Origin of the sequence: Zoogloea sp. LCSB751 (assembly GCF_002028455.1) — a bacterium.
Lineage (GTDB): Bacteria > Pseudomonadota > Gammaproteobacteria > Burkholderiales > Rhodocyclaceae > Zoogloea.
Window position 1 is genome coordinate 1 of sequence record NZ_MWUM01000565.1, and the last position, 239, is coordinate 239.

The following is a 239-nucleotide window of genomic DNA, read 5'->3' on the forward strand; positions in this document are numbered from 1 at the left end:
GAAGTCGCCGATTTGGACGATGCGTTTCTGTATACAGTGGACGACCTGCATAGCATTATTGAGCAGAATAAGGCTTCCCGTAAGGAGGCCGCCGAGCAAGCTGAATTAATTACTGAAGAACAATCTCACCTCTTTATGGAGTGGGTGCGTTCTTTAGAGTCGGTCGATAGTATTCGCGAGTATCGCAGCCAGAGCATGGCGATAAAGGATGAGTTAGTGGAACGCGCCCTGAATAAATT

Annotated in this window: 1 pseudogene; it reads left to right on the top strand. The window is 47.7% G+C overall.

What is annotated here, in order from left to right:
* Positions 1-239, top strand: a pseudogene (locus B4920_RS27730) (glutamyl-tRNA reductase); the annotation flags it as partial.